Here is a 20,962-nt window from a genome sequence, read left to right on the forward strand (position 1 = left end):
GGGCTTTCATCCTGTATCTAATTTTAGTCCGGCGGTGTCCTACTCTCCCACACCCTCACGAGTGCAGTACCATCGGCGCTGGAGGGCTTAGCTTCCGGGTTCGGAATGGAGCCGGGCGTTTCCCCTCCGCTATGGCCGCCGTAACACTGCGAAACAAACACACAGTCGTGTGCTGTCTCAGACATTGCATAGTGGACGCGACCCAACCGTCGAAGCGGCTGGATTCTTCATTGTTACATGCTCTTGTTAGCACACACGTGTTCGTTTTGGCGAATGTTATGTGTGTGGTAAGTCCTCGACCGATTAGTACCAGTCACCTACACGCATTACTGCGCTTCCAGTTCTGGCCTATCAACCCCATAGTCTGTAGGGGGTCTTACCCACTCAAGGTGGTGAGAAACCTAATCTTGGAACAGGCTTCCCGCTTAGATGCTTTCAGCGGTTATCCCTTCCGAACGTAGCCAACCAGCCGTGCTCCTGGTGGAACAACTGGCACACCAGAGGTTCGTCCGTCCCGGTCCTCTCGTACTAGGGACAGCCTTCCTCAAGTTTCTAACGCGCGCGGCGGATAGAGACCGAACTGTCTCACGACGTTCTAAACCCAGCTCGCGTGCCGCTTTAATGGGCGAACAGCCCAACCCTTGGGACCTACTCCAGCCCCAGGATGCGACGAGCCGACATCGAGGTGCCAAACCATCCCGTCGATATGGACTCTTGGGGAAGATCAGCCTGTTATCCCCGGGGTACCTTTTATCCGTTGAGCGACACCGCTTCCACTTGCCGGTGCCGGATCACTAGTCCCGACTTTCGTCCCTGCTCGACCTGTCAGTCTCACAGTCAAGCTCCCTTGTGCACTTGCACTCAACACCTGATTGCCAACCAGGCTGAGGGAACCTTTGGGCGCCTCCGTTACATTTTGGGAGGCAACCGCCCCAGTTAAACTACCCACCAGGCACTGTCCCTGAACCAGATCATGGTCCGAGGTTAAGGTATCCAATACGATCAGAGTGGTATTTCAACAACGACTCCACGAACACTGGCGTGCCCGCTTCACAGTCTCCCACCTATCCTACACAAACCGAACCGAACACCAATACCAAGCTATAGTGAAGGTCCCGGGGTCTTTTCGTCCTGCCGCGCGTAACGAGCATCTTTACTCGTACTGCAATTTCGCCGAGTCTGTGGTTGAGACAGCAGAGAAGTCGTTACGCCATTCGTGCAGGTCGGAACTTACCCGACAAGGAATTTCGCTACCTTAGGATGGTTATAGTTACCACCGCCGTTTACTGGGGCTTAAATTCTCAGCTTCGCCTTACGGCTAACCGGTCCTCTTAACCTTCCAGCACCGGGCAGGCGTCAGTCCATATACATCGTCTTACGACTTCGCATGGACCTGTGTTTTTAGTAAACAGTCGCTTCTCTCTGGTCTCTGCGACCCCACACAGCTCACGGAGTAAATCCGGTCACCATGCGAGGTCCCCCCTTCTCCCGAAGTTACGGGGGGCATTTTGCCGAGTTCCTTAACCACAGTTCTCTCGATCTCCTTGGTATTCTCTACCTGACCACCTGTGTTGGTTTGGGGTACGGGCCACATCAGATCTCGCTAGAGGCTTTTCTCGGCAGCATAGGATCATGGAATTCGCCGCAACGGCTACGCATCACCTCTCAGGCTCAATGAGATCCGGATTTGCCTAGATCTCGCCCTACAGGCTTACACCAGTACAACCACTGACTGGCCCCACTACCTTCCTGCGTCACCCCATCGCTTGACTACTACCAGCCGAGGTCCCGTGCATCCACTCAAATGTCACCCGAAGGTGATCGATGAGCTTCAGGACGGTTAGTACAACTGATTCATCAGGGGCGATCTGACACGGGTACGGGAATATCAACCCGTTGTCCATCGACTACGCCTGTCGGCCTCGCCTTAGGGTCCCGACTCACCCTGGGAGGATTAACCTAGCCCAGGAACCCTTGGTCATCCGGAGGACAAGTTTCTCACTTGCCATTCGCTACTCATGCCTGCATTCTCACTCGCGCAGCCTCCACAACTAGGTCACCCTGCTGCTTCTACGGCTGCACGACGCTCCCCTACCCACCCACAGTCAAAACTGTGAGTGCCGCGGCTTCGGCGGTGTACTTGAGCCCCGCTACATTGTCGGCGCCCAGCCACTAGACCAGTGAGCTATTACGCACTCTTTCAAGGGTGGCTGCTTCTAAGCCAACCTCCTGGTTGTCTTCGCGACCGGACATCCTTTTCCACTTAGTACACGCTTAGGGGCCTTAGCCGGCGATCTGGGCTGTTTCCCTCTCGACTACGAAGCTTATCCCCCGCAGTCTCACTGCCACGTTCTCACTTACCGGCATTCGGAGTTTGGCTGACGTCAGTAACCTGTGAGGGCCCATCGGCCATCCAGTAGCTCTACCTCCGGCAAGAAACACGTGACGCTGCACCTAAATGCATTTCGGGGAGAACCAGCTATCACGGAGTTTGATTGGCCTTTCACCCCTACCCACAGCTCATCCCCTCAGTTTTCAACCTAAGTGGGTTCGGGCCTCCACAACATCTTACTGCTGCTTCACCCTGGCCATGGGTAGATCACTCCGCTTCGGGTCCAGACCCGGCGACTCAAACGCCCTATTCGGACTCGCTTTCGCTACGGCTACCCCACAACGGGTTAACCTCGCCACCGAGCACTGACTCGCAGGCTCATTCTTCAAAAGGCACGCCATCACCCCACAACGAGGGCTCTGACGGATTGTAAGCACACGGTTTCAGGTACTATTTCACTCCCCTCCCGGGGTACTTTTCACCTTTCCCTCACGGTACTAGTCCGCTATCGGTCGCAAGGTAGTATTTAGGCTTACCGAGTGGTCTCGGCAGATTCACAGCGGATTTCACGGGCCCGCTGCTACTCGGGAATCCATCACAACAGTCACCACGTTTTCGGTTACAGGACTCTCACCCTCTCCGGCAGACCATTCCAGGCCACTTCACCTAACATGATGATTTCTTACTGTCGTCCAGCCAGGTAGAACTGGAAAGATGAACCCCACAACACCACACACACAACCCCTACCCGGTATCACATGTGCATGGTTTAGCCTCATCCGCTTTCGCTCGCCACTACTCACGGAATCACTATTGTTTTCTCTTCCTGAGGGTACTGAGATGTTTCACTTCCCCTCGTTCCCTCCACACCGCCTATATATTCAGCGGCAGGTAACACCACATGACTGGTGCTGGGTTTCCCCATTCGGAAATCCTCGGATCACAGCTCGGTTGACAGCTCCCCGAGGCATATCGCAGCCTCCCACGTCCTTCATCGGCTCCTTGCGCCAAGGCATCCACCGTGCGCCCTTAGACACTTACAACACACAAAACACACACCAAACACACAACAACGCATGCTCGCTGCGCCCTCATGACATCAAAGCGCCAAAAAAAACACAAACAAAATGCTTACACAGAAACATGTAAAATTACAGAAACAAAAACCACTGAACCAGAAAACTGGAACAGAAGTTGATGCTCGCGTCCACTATACAATTCTCAAACAACACACACCATCACACCGCCACCAACCCACACCCCACAAACGAGGCCCAGTACGTCAGCACAGACATGCAACAGCAAGAGAAGAACGTGCCCTCTCAGACACCCAACAGTGTATCGATGAACCCCACCCACCCAAAGGCAGGAAAGGAAAGTCAGTGTTCCACCCAATTGAGCGACCGCCGAACCACACTCGGGCTCGAAACGGCACTAAATGCTCCTTAGAAAGGAGGTGATCCAGCCGCACCTTCCGGTACGGCTACCTTGTTACGACTTCGTCCCAATCGCCAATCCCACCTTCGACAGCTCCCTCCCACAAGGGGTTAGGCCACCGGCTTCGGGTGTTACCGACTTTCATGACGTGACGGGCGGTGTGTACAAGGCCCGGGAACGTATTCACCGCAGCGTTGCTGATCTGCGATTACTAGCGACTCCGACTTCATGGGGTCGAGTTGCAGACCCCAATCCGAACTGAGACGCGCTTTAAGGGATTCGCTCCACCTCACGGTATCGCAGCCCTCTGTACGCGCCATTGTAGCATGTGTGAAGCCCTGGACATAAGGGGCATGATGACTTGACGTCATCCCCACCTTCCTCCGAGTTGACCCCGGCAGTCTCTCACGAGTCCCCACCATTACGTGCTGGCAACATGAGACAAGGGTTGCGCTCGTTGCGGGACTTAACCCAACATCTCACGACACGAGCTGACGACAGCCATGCACCACCTGTATAGAAGGCACAAGGCAAACCGAATCTCTCCGGCGATCCTCTATATGTCAAACCCAGGTAAGGTTCTTCGCGTTGCATCGAATTAATCCACATGCTCCGCCGCTTGTGCGGGCCCCCGTCAATTCCTTTGAGTTTTAGCCTTGCGGCCGTACTCCCCCAGGCGGGGTACTTAATGCGTTAGCTACGGCACGGATCCCGTGGAAGGAAACCCACACCTAGTACCCACCGTTTACGGCGTGGACTACCAGGGTATCTAATCCTGTTCGCTACCCACGCTTTCGCTCCTCAGCGTCAGTTACTGCCCAGAGACCCGCCTTCGCCACCGGTGTTCCTCCTGATATCTGCGCATTCCACCGCTACACCAGGAATTCCAGTCTCCCCTACAGTACTCAAGTCTGCCCGTATCGCCTGCAGGCCCGAGGTTAAGCCTCGGGTTTTCACAGACGACGTGACAAACCGCCTACGAGCTCTTTACGCCCAGTAATTCCGGACAACGCTTGCACCCTACGTATTACCGCGGCTGCTGGCACGTAGTTGGCCGGTGCTTCTTCTGTAGGTACCGTCACTTGCGCTTCGTCCCTACTGAAAGAGGTTTACAACCCGAAGGCCGTCATCCCTCACGCGGCGTCGCTGCATCAGGCTTGCGCCCATTGTGCAATATTCCCCACTGCTGCCTCCCGTAGGAGTCTGGGCCGTGTCTCAGTCCCAGTGTGGCCGGTCGCCCTCTCAGGCCGGCTACCCGTCGTCGCCTTGGTAGGCCATTACCCCACCAACAAGCTGATAGGCCGCGGGCCCATCCTGTACCGCAAAAGCTTTCCACCAACCCCCATGCAGGAGAAGGTCATATCCGGTATTAGACCCAGTTTCCCAGGCTTATCCCGAAGTACAGGGCAGGTCACCCACGTGTTACTCACCCGTTCGCCACTCGTGTACCCCCGAAAGGGCCTTACCGTTCGACTTGCATGTGTTAAGCACGCCGCCAGCGTTCGTCCTGAGCCAGGATCAAACTCTCCATAAAAAACACTAGAAACACAAAATGTTTCAGCATAATCAGGAAATCCTGAACAAAACGAAAACACTGACAAAATCAATGTCTTCAAAAATATATCTCGCAAAGAAATAAACGAGAAAAGCCACAACACAAAACAACAGAAACGTTGTTCCATGCGTGCCAAAAAATTTGGCACTGACAATTCATCGACACACTGTTGAGTTCTCAAAGAACACGCCCAACGCGGCCGGCCACACCCTCTGGGTCTGGCCCGCACCTTCGCAGGCACTTGTTCGAAGTTACTCCGTTGTAACTCGCCTGTCAAGGCGGGCCTCTCTGGAGCAACCGTTCCAGCTTAGATCAGAGTCTGTCTCGGAGTCAAATCCGGGGCTGGCTCGTGAATCTTGCCGGGTCTTCGATCTGCCGTCTGACCTGGGCTTTTCGGCCCCGTCCTGGTCGGCGTCTCGCTGACTTGGAATAAGTTACGCACCGTGGAACGAACAATCAAATCCGCTGGTCAGCCTGTAACTTGCCGTTAATCTGCGCAGGTCAGAGGCTTGCGCTCGCCGGAGGCCCCGGAAATCCCACCGATGTGATCCGTCGCACATCGCGTTGTTCCGGCGTCGAATCCGGCCTCACCGACCGATCGTCGAGCTTCTGACCTGCGCAGTTAACAGACTCAAAGGATCCGGGCACCCGCGAACGACTTTTTTCCGCGGCGCAGCACCAGCCAGGAGCCGTGGAGAAGGCTCTCGGAGGTGGGTTCCCACTCCTCGGCGTCGATCTTCACGTTGTTCGCGTAGGCCCCGCCCTCCCGGACGGCGCGACGTGCGGCGCCCTTGGATTCGCAGAGTCCCGTGGCCACCAGCAGGTCGACGATCGTGCGCGACTCCCCCGGGGCGACCTCCGCGACGGAGGCCTCCTCGAGCGCCGCGGCCAGTGTGTTCTCCGGGAGATCGCCCAGATCACCACGACCGAACAGGGCCTGCGAGGCGAGTTCCACGGCGCGGGTGTGCTCCTCCCCGTGCACGAGGTTCGTCATCTCCGCCGCCAGGCGCTTCTGCGCGGTGCGCTTCTGCGGCGCCTCGGCGGTCTCGCGCTCCAGCTCGGCGATCTCCTCCTGCGTGAGGAAGGTGAACCAGCGCAGGTAGCGGATGACGTCGGCATCCGCCGTGTTCACGAAGTACTGGTACCAGGCGTACGGGCTGGTCATCTCCGGATCGAGCCAGAGCGAACCCCCGCCAGTGGACTTGCCGAACTTCTTGCCGTCCGACGAGGTCACCAGCTGCGTGGTCAGCGCGTGCACGTGCCGGCCGTCGATCTTCCGGTTCAGGTCGACCCCGGCCACGATGTTGCCCCACTGGTCGGAGCCGCCGATCTGCAGCGCGGTGTCGTAGCGGCGGGCCAGCTCCACGTAGTCGTACGCCTGGAGCAGCATGTAGCTGAACTCGGTGTAGCTGATCCCGTCGGATTCGAGCCGGCGCTTGACCGTGTCGCGCGCGAGCATCACGTTGATCGAGAAGTGCTTGCCCACATCGCGCAGGAAGGTGGGCACGTTCATCTGCCCGTGCCAGTCCAGGTTGTTCACCAGGATCGCGGCGTTCTCGCCGTCGAAGGAGACGAACCGCTGCAGCTGGGTGTCGATCTTCGCCGCCCACTCGGCAACCGTGTCCACGGAGTTCATCACGCGCTCCCCCACGTCCCGCGGGTCGCCGACCTGGCCGGTCGCTCCGCCGCCGAGAACGATCGGACGGTGTCCGGCCTCCTGGAAACGGCGCAGCGTGAGCAGCTGGACGAGGTGGCCGGCGTGCAGCGACGATGCGGTCGGATCGAACCCGGCATAGAGCGTGATCGGCCCCGCTGCCAGGCGCTCGCGGAGCGCCTCGATGTCGGTGGACTGCGCGATCAGGCCGCGCCAGGACAGTTCCTCGAGGATGTCTGCACTCACCCGTCCATTGTGGACGACCGGCGATAGTGCGTGGTCAGCGGCTCACCGATGGGTGGCCCTGCAACCACAGCCGCCAGGGCAGATCGACCGCCTTGGTGATGCCGATCCGCGGGCCGGAGGCCACCGGGCCCCGTCGGGCGGCGATCTGAAGCCGGACCTCGGAATCCGGGGTGAGCACGTCGATTCCCTTGTCGGCCACGGTGATCCCCAGTGCCTGGCCGAGCCGGCCGGGTCCGGCAGCGAGCCGGGCATCGGGATCGCGGACTCCGCGGCGCTCCCGCACCAGGTCGAGGCCGGATTCGATCGACGCGGCGCGCAGCAGGACGCCGCCGCCCTCCCCGTCGGGTCCGGCGGTGATGTTCACGCATTGGTGGATGCCGTACGACAGGTACACGTACAGGTGACCCGCCGGCCCGAACATCACCTCGTTACGAGGTGTCGGGCCGGGATACGTGTGCGCCGCCGGATCGGGCCAGCGCCCGTACTCGGGAGAGCCGTAGGCCTCGACCTCCACGATCCGCGCCCGCACCGGTCCGACCTCCAGGACGGATCCCAGAATCAGGCGTGCAGCGCGAAGTGGGTGGTCAGCGAGCCGTTCCCGCATGTCGCGGACATTCGTCACGTGACGAGTTACCCGGCAGCGCGCGCCAGGATCGACTCGTGTTCGGCGTTGTCGACGTCGCGAGCCTCGGTGATCAGAAGAACGGGCAGACCATCCTCGATCGGGTACGCACGACGGAGCCGCGGGTTGTAGAACAACTCATCGGGCACGTACAGCAGCGGCCCCTTGTCCTGCGGGCAGGCGAGGATCTTGAGCAGCGTCGCGTCGATGGCCATGCCGCCATGCTACCCAGCGGGCGGCACCCACACGGGCTTGACCGCCGTCCCCTCCTTCGCCGCCGACCACGCCTCGTCGAAGTCGGCGAACGGCGTCACGATCCGGTCCACCGGCAGCCGTCCCTCGCGGACCGCCTGAGCGAGCTCGGGCAGGAACTCCGAGGGCTCGGAATCGCCCTCGATCACGCCGATCACCCGCAGCCCGCGGGTCATGATGAGCATGACCGGCAATTCGGCCGACGGTGCGCCGAGGCCCACCACCGCGAGCGCGCCCCGGGGGCGCAGCGCGAGGACCGCCTGCGTGAGCACCTCAGGCCGCGCGGTGGTGTCGACCGCCGCGTGGGCGCCCCCACCGGTCGCCTCGATCACCTGGTGCGCCGCTTGCGGTCCCGCCTCCACCGCATGCGTCGCGCCGAGCGACAGCGCGAGCTCGCGCCGGTCCTCGCGCGGATCCACCGCGACGATGGTGGTGGCACCCGCGAGCTTCGCCCCCATCACCGCCGCGAGCCCCACGGCACCGGTGCCGAACACCACGACCGACTGTCCCGCTTGTACTTTCAGGGCCCGCGTCACGGTACCCACGCCCGTCTGCACGCTGCATCCCAGCGGGGCGGCGAGCTCGAAGGGCAGATCGCCGATCGGAATCACGTTGCGGTCGGTGGCCAGGGCGTATCCGGCGAAGCTGGACTGGCCGAAGAAGCCGCCCGTGACGGCGGTCTCGCCGGACCGTATCCCCGGGAGCCCCAGGTAGTTCCGCACGATCGCCTGCTCGCAGTAACCGGGCGTGCCGCCCGCGCAGAACTCGCATCCACCGCAGCTGTCGAAGGTGAGGCTCACGCGGTCGCCCACCGCGAGACCGCGCGCATCGGGCCCGAGGGCCTCCACCACGCCGGCGCCCTCGTGACCGAGGATCACGGGCATGCCCTGCTCGGGCCACTGCGCGGCGAGAGTGAGATCGGTGTGGCACACACCGACCGCGGCGATCCGGACGAGAACCTGATTCCCGGTGGGGTCCGGGATCTGCACCTCGAGGCTCGACGGTGCCTCGCCCGGCGCTGCGACGACCCGCGCGACGGTGCTCGTCATCGGTCCGCCAGACAGCCGCCGGAGGGTGCCGGCCGGCTGTCCCGCTCGAGATAGAAGTAGAAGTACGGCGCCGCGAGCTTCTTCCCGGTCATGATGCCCATCACCGTGTCCTCGTCGACCTTGGCGAAGTGATCGATCACGGGCTGGCCGTCGTAGACCATCGAGGCGGTCACCGTGCCGTCGAAGTCGATCAGCCGCAGGCTCGCCTCCCCCTTGCCCAGTGCGACGTTGGAGTACTTCGCCCCCTCGTCGTCCAGGCACACCAGCGGCTGCACGTCGTTCGCCGAGCGGAAGCTCTTGCCGTACCAGCGCGCCTTGGCGAGCGCGCCGTCCATCGGGTGGCCGGAGGGCAACTCACCGCCGTGCCAGTCGCCCAGCATGAAGTCGATGCTCACGGGCTCGAGCTGCGCGAACAGCGTTGCGAGCTCCTCGGGTTCGGATTGGCGCGGATCGTCGATGAGATCGCGCACGGTGCGCTCAGCGGTCATCCCTCGATGTTATCGATGATTCTCCGCCGCGCCACCGAAACGAGAACACGTTCGCAGGTTTGCGATCGGCGGGTCTTGACGCGCAGCCCACCCCGGGCGCACGATTCACCCATCGATGAATTCATCGATCAATGAATTGTTGGAGACGATATGACCAGCGCGATCGCACTCTCCCAGCTCACCGTGGTGCGCTCCGGCGTCACCGTGCTCGACCACATCGACACCGATATCGCGCCCGGTGCGATCACCGGGCTGCTCGGCCCGTCCGGCTCCGGGAAGACCACGCTGATGCGGGTGATCGTCGGCGCCCAGCGCATCACGAGCGGCACGGCGACGGTGCTCGGCAGCCCGGCCGGAAGCGCCGGTCTGCGGACCCGCGTCGGATACACCACGCAGTCCCCCGCGGTGTACGGCGATCTCACCGTGCGCCAGAACGTCTCGTACTTCGGTGCGCTCTATCCGGACCGGCGGGCGAGCGCGAGAACCGATGTGTCCGAGGCCATCGCCGCCGTCGGCCTCGATGCCCTGGCCGATCGCCGCGCCGACGCCCTGTCGGGTGGGCAGCGATCGCGCGTCAGCATCGCCTGCGCGCTCGTGGCGCACCCGGAGCTGCTCATCCTCGACGAGCCCACCGTCGGGCTCGATCCGCTCCTGCGCGCCGAGCTGTGGGACCGGTTCACCGCGATGGCGGCCGGCGGCACCACGCTCCTCGTGTCGAGCCACGTGATGGACGAGGCCGCGCACTGCGCCGAGCTCATCCTGCTGCGCGAGGGCCGGTTAGTGGCCTCCTCCACACCGGCGGAGCTGTTGCGCCGCACGGGCGCACCCAACCTGGACGAGGCCTTCCTCACCCTCGTCCGCGAGCAGGAGGCAGCGGCGTGAGCACCGTCCTGAACCCCAGCATCACGCGCGCCACCACCGTCCGCGTACTCCGCCAATTGCGCGCCGATCCGCGGACCATCGCGCTCATCGTGGTGGTGCCGACCGCGCTGCTCACGCTCCTGTACTTCCTGTACCGCGATGCGCCGGGCGGGCCGGCCCTGTTCAACCGGGTGGCGCTGGTACTGCTCGGGGTACTGCCCTTCGCGCTGATGTTCATCGTGACCTCGATCGCGATGCAGCGCGAGCGGGCATCGGGCACGCTGGAGCGCCTTCTCACCACGCCGATGGCCAAGGCGGACCTGTTGTTCGGCTACGCGGCGGGATTCAGCGCGGCCGCCACGGCGCAGGCCGTGGTCGCGACCGCCGTCGCGGTGTACCTCCTGGGTCTGACCACCGCCGGCAGCGTGTGGCTCGTGGTGCTGATCGCCGTGGTCGATGCGTGGCTCGGTGTGGCACTCGGGCTGCTGTGCAGCGCGTTCGCGCGCACCGAGTTCCAGGCGGTGCAGTTGATGCCGGTGGTGGTGGTACCGCAGATCTTCCTGTGCGGCCTTCTGGTTCCGCTCGATCACATGCCGGGCTGGCTGCGCGCGATCGCCGATGTGCTGCCCATGACCTATGCCGTGAAGGCCCTGCAGGAGGTCGGGACGCATGCGCAGGCGACCGGCACGATGTGGGCGTCGCTCGCGGTGGTCGCCGGGTTCGCGGTGGTCGGGCTGGCGTTGGCGGCGGCGACCTTGCCGCGCACGACGGCGTGACGCGACGCTCCGGCCGGCGGTCGGGAAGCCCCGATACCCGCGCCGAGATCCTCGATGCCGCACGGGCCGCGTTCGCCCGCGGAGGTATGGCAGGAACTACGGTGCGCCGGATCGCCGCGGACGCGGGTGTGGATTCCGCTCTGGTGCATCACTACTTCGGCACGAAGCAGCAGCTGTATCTCGACGCCCTGGCGATCCCCGTCGACCCCGATGCCGTTCGCATCCCGCTCCGCGAGGTACCCCTCGACGATGCTGCACGCACCCTGTTGCGCGCACTCCTCACGCTGTGGGACGGACCCCTGCGCGAGGTGGGTGTGGCCGTGATCCGCACCAACCTGGGCAACGACGGCGATCCCGGGCTCGTCCGCGGCTTCCTGCTGGAGATCGTGCTCGGCGAGTTCGTCGCCCGGCTCGACGCGGGCCCCGGCGACGGCGCTCTGCGCGCGAACCTCATGGTGGCGCAGGTCTTCGGACTCCTGGTGGCGCGCTACGTGGTGCGCTTCGAGCCGGTCGCCTCGCTCACCGTCGACGAGGTCGTGAACCTCGCCGCTCCCCCACTCCAGCAGGCGATCACGGGCCCGCTCGCCCGCCCCCAACGCACGTGAACACCGTTACCGCGACGATTCGCCCAGGTGGGTGCCGCGGTAACGGTGTTCGATCGAGGACGTGGTCAGGCGCCGGCCCAGGCGCGGAGGGCGGGGAGAGTCGAGGTGACCGCCTCGAGTTGCCGCCCGACCGCCGACGGTGCGGTGCCGCCCCGGGCGCTGCGAGAGCCCACGGAGCCGCTCACCGTGAGCACCTCGCGGACCTGCGGGGTGAGGGCCGGGTGGATCGCGGCGAACTCCTCGTCGGTGAGCCCGTCGAGACCCACGCCGCGGGACTCGGCCGCCTGCACGCACTCCCCCGCGGCCTCGTGCGCCACGCGGAACGGGATGCCCTGCCGCACCATCCACTCGGCCACGTCGGTGGCCAGCGTGAAGCCGGCGGGCGCCAGCTCGGCCATCCGGTCCGGGTGGAAGGTGAGCGTGGCGGTGAGTCCTGCGACGGCGGGCAGCAGCAGCCGCAGCTGCTCGACGGAGTCGAAGACGGGCTCCTTGTCCTCCTGCAGATCGCGGTTGTACGCGAGCGGCTGCGCCTTGAGCGTGGCCAGCAGCCCGGACAGGTTGCCGATCAGCCGGCCGGCCTTACCCCGCGAGAGCTCCGCGACATCCGGGTTCTTCTTCTGCGGCATGATCGAGCTTCCCGTGGACCAGGCGTCCGCCAAGGTCACGTAGCCGAATTCCGCGGTGCTCCACAGGATCACATCTTCGGACCACCGGGACAGGTCGACCGCGATCTGCGCGAAGACGTACGCCGCCTCGGCCGCGAAGTCCCGGGACGCGGTCGCATCGAGGCTGTTGTCCGCAGCCGAATCGAAGCCGAGATCGGCCGCGATGGCGTCGGGGTCGAGCCCCAGCGACGATCCGGCGAGCGCGCCGGAGCCGTAGGGCGAGATCGCGATCCGCTTGTCCAGGTCCTGCAGCCGCTGCACATCGCGCAGCAGCGGATGGGTGTACGCGAGCAGGTGGTGCGACAGCAGGATCGGCTGCGCGGCCTGCAGGTGCGTCTTCCCGGGGAGGATCACTGCGGGGTTCGCCCGCGCCTGCTCGACGAAGGCATCGACCACATCGAGTACGCCGACGGCGATGAGCCGCACGGCGTCCCGCAGCCACATCCGGAACAGCGTGGCCACCTGATCGTTGCGCGACCGGCCGGCCCGGAGGCGTCCGCCCACGTCGGCGCCGGCCCGCTCGATCAGGCCGCGCTCCAGAGCGCCGTGCACGTCCTCATCGGATTCGGCAGGTTGGAAGGCGCCCGAGGCGACATCGTCGCCCAGCTGCGCCAGCGCGGCCAGCATGGCGGCGAGGTCGTCGTCGGACAGCAGCCCGGCGCGGTTGAGCACCCGGGCGTGCGCCTGCGAGGCGCGCACGTCGTACGGGGCCAACGCCCAGTCGAAGTGCGTCGACTTGCTCAGCGCGGCCATCGCCTCGGCCGGACCGGACGCGAACCGTCCGCCCCACAGGCTGCCCTCGTTGGTGCCGTGTTTGCCGGCGTTGTCGGTCACGGAGATCTCCTAGTCGGTACCGAGATCGAAGGCGGCGTGGTTGCTGGCCTCGTCGATCGCGGAAGGGATGCGCTCGCCGCCGGACACGATGGCATCGGCGCCGCCCTGCTCCAGCTCGCCCACCAGCGCGGCGGTCTCGCCGGCGACGATGCCCTGTGCCGCGTACTGCTCGAGCCGCGAACGGGAGTCGGCGATGTCGAGGTTGCGCATGGTGAGCTGGCCGATCCGCTCGTCGGGGCCGAAGGCGGCATCGCCCACGCGCTCCATCGAGAGCTTCTCGGGGTGGTACGAGAGGTTGGGGCCGGTGGTGTCGATGATCGAGTAGTCGTCGCCGCGGCGCAGGCGCAGGGTCACGGAGCCGGTGACTGCGGAGGCGACCCAGCGGATGATGGCCTCGCGCTGCATGAGCGACTGCGGGTCCAGCCAGCGACCCTCGTACATCAGGCGGCCCAGACGGCGGCCCTCGTTGTGGTAGGTGGCGATGGTGTCCTCGTTGTGGATCGCGTTCACCAGGCGCTCGTACGTGGCGTGCAGCAGCGCCATGCCGGGCGCCTCGTAGATACCGCGCGACTTGGCCTCGATGATGCGGTTCTCGATCTGATCCGAGATGCCCAGTCCGTGCCGTCCGCCGATGCGGTTCGCCTCGCGGACCAGCTCCACCTGATCGGTGTACTCGACGCCGTTGATGGCCACCGGAACACCGGCCTCGAACGTGACGGTGACGTCCTCGGACGCGATCTCCACCGACTCGTCCCACGGGGCCACACCCATGATCGGATCCACGATGAGCACGCCCGTGTTGAGGAATTCCAGGTCCTTGGCCTCGTGCGTGGCGCCCCAGATGTTGGCGTCGGTCGAGTAGGCCTTCTCAGTGGAGTCGCGGTACGGGAAACCGTGCGCGACGAGCCACTCGCTCATCTCCTTACGGCCGCCCAACTCGGAGACGAACTGGGAATCGAGCCAGGGCTTGTAGATCCGCAGGGCGGGGTTGGCCATGAGGCCGTAGCGGTAGAACCGCTCGATGTCGTTGCCCTTGTAGGTGGAGCCGTCGCCCCAGATGTCGACGCCGTCCTCCTTCATGGCCCGCACCAGCATGGTGCCGGTCACGACGCGGCCGATCGGGGTGGTGTTGAAGTAGGTCTTGCCGCCCGAGCGGATGTGGAAGGCGCCGGTCTGCAGGGCGGCGATGCCCTCCTGCACCAGCAGCGGCTGCACGTCCACCAGGCGCGCGATCTCGGCGCCGTACTCCTTGGCGCGGCCGGGCACGGCATCGATGTCCGGCTCATCGGGCTGGCCGATGTTGGCGGTGTAAGTGCAGGGCACAGCACCCTTGTCACGCATCCAGGCGACGGCCACGGAGGTGTCGAGGCCGCCGGAGAAGGCGATGCCGACGCGCTCGCCGACGGGCAGGGTGGAGAGAACCTTAGACATGGGGTAGAGCCTATCTGTCGTCGATGGTGGGAGATTCGATGCGGGTCGGCGACGGATCACCGCGCGGAACGGGCTCGACGTAGACACCGCCGAACTTGGCCTCGCCCATGCGGCAGGCGCGCCCGTCGACCGTTACCAGCCCGGTCCCGGTCACCTGCGCGCACACAGTGTCGTCGGCATGCCGCGCCTCGAACCCTCCGCTGAACGAGGTGTTGTAGCCGTTCACGCGCTGCCCGTGCGAACACATCGCCCGCTCATGGCAGCTCGGGCACACCGCGTCGTACCGCTCCGAGTAGCGGGGCGTCGCGTTCCCGCACAGCGGACACGGCACGGTTCGACTCATGCCAGCGACACCAGGCGCTCGGCGAGGTCTTTCCCGGTCAACGGCTCGCGGGCGATCACGAGCACGGTGTCGTCGCCGGCGACGGTGCCCACCACCTCGGGGAGCGAGGAGCGGTCGAGGGCGCTCGCGAGGAAGTTGGCCGCCCCGGGTGGGGTACGCAGGACGCAGATGTTGCCGCTGTGATCGGTGGACACCAGCAACTCGCCCAGCAGCCGCGAGAGCCGCTCGGTGCCACCGGAGACGCCGCGCACCGGCGAGCCGTCCTCGGGAACCACGTAGACGCCGGTGCCGCCGTCGGCACCGCGCAGCTTCACGGCACCCAACTCGTCCAGATCGCGGGAGATCGTGGCCTGGGTCGCCTCGTACCCGTTGCGCACCAGCAGCGCCTGCAGCTCGGCCTGGCTGTGCACCTGATGATTGGCCAGGATCTCGACGATCGCCGCCTGCCGTCCGGCGCGCGTGGCGAGCGGCTGATCGGTCATGACTGCTCCAGCAGCCAGGTGAGCAGCGCCTTCTGCGCGTGCAACCGGTTCTCGGCCTCGTCGAAGACGGCGGACTGCGGGCCGTCGATCACGTCGTCGGTGATCTCGTCCCCGCGGTGGGCGGGCAGGCAGTGCAGCACGATCGCATCGGGATCGGCGTGCGCGAGCAGTTCGGCGTTCACCTGGTACGGCCGGAACGGCGCCGTGCGGTCCAGCCCGTCGTCCTCCTGCCCCATCGACACCCAGGTATCGGTGACCACCACGTCGACACCGGCGACCGCGAGCACCGGATCGTCGATCACGCTGACCTCGGCACCGGTCTGCGTGGCCCGCTCGCGGGCCGCCTGCACGAACCGCGGATCGGGCCGGAAGCCCTCGGGGCCGCTGACGGTGACGTCGATGCCCGCGTTCGCACAGCCCAGCATGTAGCTGTTGGCCATGTTGTTGGCCGCATCGCCGAGATAGGTGAGCTTGAGACCTGCGACCGACCCGGTTCCTTCTGCGCCCTTGCGCTCGGCGATGGTCTGCAGATCCGCGAGGATCTGGCACGGGTGGAAGTCATCGGACAGCGCGTTGATCACCGGCACGGTCGAATGCCGCGCCAGTTCTTCGAGACCGGCCTGCGAGTACGTCCGCCACACGATCGCGTCGACGAACCGCGACAGCACCCGCGCGGTGTCGGCCAGCGATTCGTCGCGGCCCATCTGCGTGGACTTGCTGTCGACCACCACGGGGTGCCCGCCGAGCTGGGCGATCCCCACGTCGAAGCTGAACCGAGTGCGGGTGGAGTTCTTGTCGAACAGCACGCCGACGCCCTTGGGGCCCTCCAGTGGACGACGCGAGAAGGGCGCCGCCTTCAGTTCCGCGGCGAGCGCCAAGACCTCGCGGAGTTCGGCGGGGCTGAGATCGTCGTCGCGCAAGAAGTGACGGGTCATGAGGTCTCCTGGGCTGCATCGAGGAGGGCGGGCAGGGCTGCGACGAAGCGGTCGGCCTGCTCGTCGGTGAGGACGAGGGGCGGTGCGAGCCGGACCACATCGGCCTGGGCGGCGTTGACGAGGAAGCCGGCATCGCGGGCGCCCGTCTCGATCGCCTTGGCGACGGGCTGCGCCAGGGTGATGCCGAGCAGGAGGCCCGAACCGCGGACGCCGGTGACGAGCGGGTGGCCGAGCGATTCGACCGACGTCGCGATGTGCTTGCCGAGGGTGTCGGCGCGCTCCGCCAGGCCCTCGGCCTCGATCACGTCGAGCACGGCGTTCGCCGCCGCGGCGGCGATCGGGTTGCCACCGAAGGTGGTTCCGTGCTGGCCCGGGGTGAGCAGTTCACCGGCGGCACCGACGGCCACCGTCGCCCCGATGGGCAGGCCGCCCCCGAGCCCCTTGGCCAGGGTGAAGACATCGGGCGTCACGCCCGCCTTCTGGTACGCGAAGAGCGTTCCGGTGCGGGCGATCCCGGTCTGCACCTCGTCGAAGACCAACAGCGCGCCGGCCTTCGTGGCCGCGGCGCGGGCGGCGGCGAGATAGCCCTCGGGGGGCACCACGACACCGCCCTCACCCATGATCGGCTCCAGGAAGATCGCGGCGGCGCCCTCGGCGGCGGCCTCGAGGGCCGGCACATCGCCGTAGGGCACGTGGGTCACCGATTCCAGGAGCGGCAGGAAGGGCTCGCGCTTGGGCGGCTGACCGGTGAGGGTGAGCGTGCCCATGGTGCGGCCGTGGAAGGCTCCCTCGGCGGCGACCATCGCGGTGCGGCCGGTGCGCCGGCCGATCTTGATCGCGGCCTCATTGGCCTCGGCACCCGAATTGCCGAAGAAGACACGGGTTCCCGGCACGCCGACGGCCTCGGTGAGCCGTTCGGCGAGCCGCACCACCGGCTCGGAGATGTACAGGTTCGAGACGTGCCCGAGCGTGCCCAGTTGCTTCGTCACGGCCTCGATGATCTTCGGGTGCGCATGCCCCAGGGCGTTGACCGCGATACCACCGAGGAGATCGACGTACTCCTTGCCGTCGGCATCGGTGACCTGCGCGCCGCGGCCGGACACCAGGGCGATCGGCGGTGTGCCGTAGGTGTCCATCACGGCGGCGTTCCACCGCTGCTGCATCGACTGATTCGTCATCGTCTCTCTCAGATCCAGGTTGATTCGGAGGCGGCCGGAGGGGTCACCATGGTGCCGATACCCTCGCGCGTGAACAGCTCCAGGAGCACCGAATGCGGTACCCGACCGTCGATCACGTGCGCGGTGGGCACGCCGCCGGTCACGGCCCGCAGGCAGGCCTCCATCTTCGGGACCATGCCCGCATCGAGGCTCGGCAGCAGCGCGGTGAGGGCGTCGGTGTCGATCACGGAGGTGAGTGACGAGCGGTCGGGCCAGTTCGTGTAGAGGCCCTCGACATCGGTGAGCACCACCAGCTTCTGCGCACCGAGCGCTTCGGCGAGGGCGGCGGCGGCGGTGTCGGCGTTGATGTTGTGCACCACACCGTCGGCGTCGGGGGCGATCGTGGAGATCACCGGGATGCGTCCGGCGGCGATGAGATCGTTGACCGCCTCCGGGCTCACCTCGGTGACGTCGCCGACGAGCCCGATGTCGGTGGGCTCACCGTCGACCACAACCTGCCGGCGGGTGGCCGTGAACAGGTGCGCGTCCTCGCCCGACATGCCGACGGCGAGTGGGCCGTACGAGTTGATCAGGCCCACGAGCTCGCGGCCGACCTGCCCGAACAGAACCATCCGGACCACATCCATCACCTCGGGCGTGGTCACGCGGAAACCGCCGCGGAATTCACCCTCCATGCCGAGCCGCTTCAGCATGGCGTTGATCTGGGGGCCGCCGCCGTGCACCACGACGGGATGGATCCCGGCGGTGCGCAGGAACACCATGTCCTGAGCGAAGGAGCGCTTGAGATCGTCGTCGACCATGGCGTTGCCGCCGTACTTGATCACCACCGTCTTGCCGTGGAACTCCTGCAGCCAGGGCAGGGCCTCGGCGAGCACGTTCGCCTTGTCGAGGGGCGTGAGATCGGGTGCGCTCATGAGGAGTACGCCGAGTTCTCTTCGACGTACGCGTGCGAGAGATCGGTGGTGCGGATCGTCGCCGTGCCGCGGCCCAGCCCCAGGTCGACGGTCACGTCGATCTCCGGCCCGGAGAGATCGACATCGCGGGCACCCGGTACGCCGCACCCCTTCTCCGCCACCGGGCTGCCGTTGAAGCTCACGGTGAGTTTGTCCGGATCGAGCTCGATCGGCGCGATGCCGATCGCCGCCATCACCCGGCCCCAGTTCGGGTCGCTGCCGAACAGCGCGGTCTTGACCAGGCTGTCGCGGCAGATGGTGCGGGCACCGATGAGTGCGTCCTCCTCGGAGGCCGCGCCGGTCACCGTGATCAAGACCCGCTTGGTGACGCCCTCGGCGTCGCCCTGCAGCTGGGCGGCCAGATCGTCGCACACCTCCCGCACGGCGGAGTTGAGTTCCTCCTGCGTGCAGGTCTTCTCGCTCGCGCCACTGCTCAACAGGAGAACGGTGTCGTTGGTCGAGGTGGCGCCGTCCACGTCGAGCCGGTCGAAGGTGTACGCCGTCGCGTGCCGCAGCGCCTCGTCGAGTTGCTCCGGGGTGGCGTGCACATCCGTGGTGAGCACGACGAGCATCGTGGCGAGGGAGGGCGCCAGCATTCCGGCGCCCTTCGCCATGCCGCCCACGTTCCATCCGCCCGAATGGTGCAGCGCCGCCTCCTTGGGCACCGTGTCCGTGGTCATGATCGCGTACGCCGCATCGGTGCCGCCGGTGAGGCCGCCACCCATCTCGTGCACGATCTCGGTGACACCGGCGAGCAGCTTGTCCATCGGCAGACGATCGCCGATGAGCCCGGTCGAGCAGACCGCGACCTCGCCGGCACCGGTCTCGGTCCCCCAGTGGCTCAGCGTCTCCGCGACCTTCTCGGCGGTCGCGTGGGTGTCCTGGAAGCCGCCGGGGCCGGTGCACGCGTTGGCGCCACCGGAGTTGAGGATCACCGCGCGCAGGTGACCGTCCGTGAGAACCTGACGGCTCCACAGCACGGGCGCCGCCTGAACCTTGTTGGCCGTGAACACACCCGCGGCGGCGTAGTGCGGCCCCTCATTGAAGACCAGGGCCAGATCGGGTTTACCCGAGGCCTTGATGCCGGCCGCGATGCCCGCGGCCTTGAAGCCGAGGGGCGCGGTGACGCCCTGGTTCCGGACGAGCTTGAAGGTGCTCATGGCGCGACTCCTACGGTGGACAGGCCGGCGGTCTCGGGCCAGCCGAGCGCGAGGTTCATGGATTGCACGGCGCCTCCGCCGGTGCCCTTGGTGAGGTTGTCGATGGCGGCGGTGGCCACGAGCCGGCCGGCCCGCTCGTCCACCGCCACCTGGACCTGCACGGCATTGCTGCCGAGCACCGACTTCGTCTGCGGTTGCACGCCTTCCGGGAGCAGGTGCACGAAGGGCTCGTCGGCGTAGGCGGCGGCGTACACCTCGCGGGCCTGCGCCTGTGTGGCGCGGGTCTGCGCGGAGCAGGTGGCGAGGATGCCGCGGGCCATGGGCACCAGCACGGGCGTGAACGAGACCGTGACCGGAGTGTGCGCGGCGGCGGAGAGGTTCTGGCTGATCTCCGGGGTGTGCCGGTGGGTGGTCACGCCGTATGCCCGGGCGGAGCCGAAGACCTCGGAGGCCAGCAGGTCGACCTTGGCGGCCCGGCCGGCACCCGAGGTACCGCTGACGGCGACCACGGTCACGTCGTGCGTCACGATGCCCGAGACGACGGCGGGCAGCAGGGCGAGAGTGGAGACCGTGGGATAGCAGCCCGGCACCGCGATCCGGCTGGCACCGGCCAGTACGTCGCGGTTGCCGGGGAGTTCCGGCAGGCCGTAGGGCCAGGTGCCGGCGTGCGCACTGCCGTAGTAGCGCTCCCACTCGGCCGCGTCCTTGAGCCGGTAGTCGGCGCCGCAGTCGATGATGAGGGTCGACGGGGGCAGCGCCTCGGCGATCTCGGCCGACTTACCGTGGGGCAGGCCGAGGAAGACCACATCGTGGCCGCGCAGGGTGTCCGGCGTGGTCTCCGCGAGCACGCGGTCGGCGAGCGGCAGCAGGTGCGGATGATGCTCGAACAGCGTGCTGCCGGCATTGCCTCCGGCGGTCAGTGCGCCGATGGTGAGCTCGCCGGACAGGTACTGCGGGTGGTTCAGCAGCAGCCGGAGGATCTCTCCCCCGGCGTACCCACTGGCGCCCGCGATCGCCACGGAAACAGTCATGAAATGATTATGCACGACTATGCAAGCGTATTCACACGCGACCCTCGTACTGCCGCCGCACCGTCCCCCCATC

Annotated in this window: 17 protein-coding genes and 3 rRNA genes; 3 read left to right on the forward strand and 17 right to left on the reverse strand. The window is 65.7% G+C overall.

Annotated features, from left to right (window positions below; all coding sequences use genetic code 11):
• Positions 1 to 26: 26 nt before the first annotated feature.
• The 8 genes from rrf to TTY48_RS00040 all read right to left on the reverse strand — a co-directional run bounded on the left by rrf (position 27) and on the right by TTY48_RS00040 (position 9,635).
• A 5S ribosomal RNA gene (rrf, locus tag TTY48_RS00005) occupies positions 27 to 143 on the reverse strand.
• Between the two features lie 140 nt (positions 144 to 283).
• Positions 284 to 3,375, reverse strand: a 23S ribosomal RNA gene (locus tag TTY48_RS00010).
• A gap of 406 nt (positions 3,376 to 3,781) precedes the next feature.
• Positions 3,782 to 5,303, reverse strand: a 16S ribosomal RNA gene (locus TTY48_RS00015).
• The 16S, 23S and 5S rRNA genes sit together here, the layout of an rRNA operon.
• A gap of 652 nt (positions 5,304 to 5,955) precedes the next feature.
• The gene (tyrS, locus tag TTY48_RS00020) at positions 5,956 to 7,224 is read right to left on the reverse strand and encodes a tyrosine--tRNA ligase (RefSeq protein ID WP_220655561.1); all 1,269 of its coding nucleotides are present in this window, start codon (positions 7,222 to 7,224) and stop codon (positions 5,956 to 5,958) included.
• Positions 7,225 to 7,258: 34 nt separating this feature from the next.
• Complete coding sequence (locus TTY48_RS00025; RefSeq protein ID WP_220658380.1) at positions 7,259 to 7,828, reverse strand: DNA-3-methyladenine glycosylase; 570 nt, start codon at positions 7,826 to 7,828, stop codon at positions 7,259 to 7,261.
• A gap of 26 nt (positions 7,829 to 7,854) precedes the next feature.
• Positions 7,855 to 8,061 carry a Trm112 family protein gene (locus TTY48_RS00030; protein ID WP_220655562.1) on the reverse strand — a complete coding sequence of 69 codons (207 nt, stop codon included), beginning with the start codon at positions 8,059 to 8,061 and terminating at the stop codon, positions 7,855 to 7,857.
• A 9-nt stretch (positions 8,062 to 8,070) separates the two neighbouring features.
• The gene (locus TTY48_RS00035) at positions 8,071 to 9,147 is read right to left on the reverse strand and encodes an NAD(P)-dependent alcohol dehydrogenase (RefSeq protein ID WP_220655563.1); all 1,077 of its coding nucleotides are present in this window, start codon (positions 9,145 to 9,147) and stop codon (positions 8,071 to 8,073) included.
• A complete protein-coding gene (locus tag TTY48_RS00040) occupies positions 9,144 to 9,635 on the reverse strand; it encodes a DUF4334 domain-containing protein (protein ID WP_220655564.1) in 492 nt (163 codons plus the stop codon). Before TTY48_RS00040 ends, TTY48_RS00035 begins: the two co-directional genes overlap by 4 nt.
• 150 nt (positions 9,636 to 9,785) lie before the next feature.
• On the opposite strand from TTY48_RS00040, the gene TTY48_RS00045 reads away from it, so the two are divergent.
• The 3 genes from TTY48_RS00045 to TTY48_RS00055 are packed head-to-tail and all read left to right on the forward strand — an operon-like array spanning position 9,786 to position 11,877.
• Positions 9,786 to 10,517 (forward strand): ABC transporter ATP-binding protein, encoded by a 732-nt coding sequence (locus tag TTY48_RS00045; protein WP_220655565.1) that lies wholly within the window; start codon positions 9,786 to 9,788, stop codon positions 10,515 to 10,517.
• Entirely contained in the window at positions 10,514 to 11,272 is a 759-nt protein-coding gene (locus TTY48_RS00050; protein ID WP_255585433.1) for an ABC transporter permease, read from the forward strand. Before TTY48_RS00045 ends, TTY48_RS00050 begins: the two co-directional genes overlap by 4 nt.
• On the forward strand, positions 11,269 to 11,877 hold the full coding sequence (locus TTY48_RS00055; protein WP_220655566.1) for a TetR family transcriptional regulator: 609 nt from the start codon (positions 11,269 to 11,271) through the stop codon (positions 11,875 to 11,877). Before TTY48_RS00050 ends, TTY48_RS00055 begins: the two co-directional genes overlap by 4 nt.
• Positions 11,878 to 11,942: 65 nt before the next feature.
• Here the strand turns inward: TTY48_RS00055 and argH are convergent, their stop codons facing one another.
• The 9 genes from argH to argC form a co-directional block, all read right to left on the reverse strand.
• The gene (gene argH / locus TTY48_RS00060) at positions 11,943 to 13,376 is read right to left on the reverse strand and encodes an argininosuccinate lyase (protein WP_220655567.1); all 1,434 of its coding nucleotides are present in this window, start codon (positions 13,374 to 13,376) and stop codon (positions 11,943 to 11,945) included.
• A 9-nt stretch (positions 13,377 to 13,385) separates the two neighbouring features.
• Positions 13,386 to 14,807: an argininosuccinate synthase gene (argG, locus tag TTY48_RS00065; protein WP_220655568.1), complete on the reverse strand. Its 1,422-nt coding sequence runs from the start codon at positions 14,805 to 14,807 to the stop codon at positions 13,386 to 13,388.
• Positions 14,808 to 14,817: 10 nt separating this feature from the next.
• On the reverse strand, positions 14,818 to 15,033 hold the full coding sequence (locus TTY48_RS00070; protein ID WP_220655569.1) for a hypothetical protein: 216 nt from the start codon (positions 15,031 to 15,033) through the stop codon (positions 14,818 to 14,820).
• Between the two features lie 113 nt (positions 15,034 to 15,146).
• Complete coding sequence (locus tag TTY48_RS00075; protein ID WP_255585434.1) at positions 15,147 to 15,632, reverse strand: arginine repressor; 486 nt, start codon at positions 15,630 to 15,632, stop codon at positions 15,147 to 15,149.
• The gene (gene argF, locus TTY48_RS00080; protein WP_220655570.1) at positions 15,629 to 16,567 is read right to left on the reverse strand and encodes an ornithine carbamoyltransferase; all 939 of its coding nucleotides are present in this window, start codon (positions 16,565 to 16,567) and stop codon (positions 15,629 to 15,631) included. Before argF ends, TTY48_RS00075 begins: the two co-directional genes overlap by 4 nt.
• Positions 16,564 to 17,745: an acetylornithine transaminase gene (locus TTY48_RS00085; RefSeq protein WP_220655571.1), complete on the reverse strand. Its 1,182-nt coding sequence runs from the start codon at positions 17,743 to 17,745 to the stop codon at positions 16,564 to 16,566. Before TTY48_RS00085 ends, argF begins: the two co-directional genes overlap by 4 nt.
• Positions 17,746 to 17,753: 8 nt before the next feature.
• The gene (argB, locus tag TTY48_RS00090; protein WP_220655572.1) at positions 17,754 to 18,659 is read right to left on the reverse strand and encodes an acetylglutamate kinase; all 906 of its coding nucleotides are present in this window, start codon (positions 18,657 to 18,659) and stop codon (positions 17,754 to 17,756) included.
• Entirely contained in the window at positions 18,656 to 19,858 is a 1,203-nt protein-coding gene (argJ, locus tag TTY48_RS00095) for a bifunctional glutamate N-acetyltransferase/amino-acid acetyltransferase ArgJ (RefSeq protein ID WP_220655573.1), read from the reverse strand. The genes argB and argJ overlap by 4 nt, the downstream gene beginning before the upstream one ends.
• The gene (gene argC / locus TTY48_RS00100; RefSeq protein WP_220655574.1) at positions 19,855 to 20,889 is read right to left on the reverse strand and encodes an N-acetyl-gamma-glutamyl-phosphate reductase; all 1,035 of its coding nucleotides are present in this window, start codon (positions 20,887 to 20,889) and stop codon (positions 19,855 to 19,857) included. Before argC ends, argJ begins: the two co-directional genes overlap by 4 nt.
• Between the last annotated feature and the right edge of the window lie 73 nt (positions 20,890 to 20,962).

Origin of the sequence: Tsukamurella sp. TY48, assembly GCF_019656655.1 — a bacterium.
Lineage (GTDB): Bacteria > Actinomycetota > Actinomycetes > Mycobacteriales > Mycobacteriaceae > Tsukamurella > Tsukamurella strandjordii.